Origin of the sequence: Vibrio ordalii ATCC 33509 (assembly GCA_000257205.1) — a bacterium.
GTDB lineage: Bacteria > Pseudomonadota > Gammaproteobacteria > Enterobacterales > Vibrionaceae > Vibrio > Vibrio ordalii.
This window is the reverse complement of sequence record AEZC01000185.1, coordinates 1-355: the sequence shown is the minus strand read 5'-3', so window position 1 is coordinate 355 and position 355 is coordinate 1. Positions and strand designations below refer to the sequence as shown.

At 35.8% G+C, this 355-nt stretch carries 1 protein-coding gene; it reads right to left on the bottom strand.

From position 1 onward, the window contains the following. Window positions 1-355: restriction endonuclease subunit S domain-containing protein (locus VOR_RS17225; protein ID WP_010320042.1), on the bottom strand; the 355-nt coding region annotated here is incomplete at both ends.

Genomic DNA, 355 nt, shown 5'->3' with positions numbered 1-355 from the left:
CGGCTTACGAGGTTTAGGCAACTTTGCTAGGGCTTCACGCTCTTGTTTGATTTTTTCAAGCAATACTGAAGCGGGTTCATCATTAGGATCTTGCGGTACTAGTTGCCCAGAAAAAGCCGACTTCAAGATATTTTTACGTTGAGCTTCGGATTGTTTTAGTTTTAAATTCAAATCATTTTCCAAACAGCTCATTCTTATTTCTTCATTTTCTAAAAGCTCCAGTACGCGGTCTTGTTCGATTATTGGAGGCAATATAAATTGAATACTTTTTAATATTTTTGTATTCAGAAAATCCCTTGTGCTACCTACACATAGCTTTTTTATTTGTTGCAATACGAATGGGTCTGCATTAAAT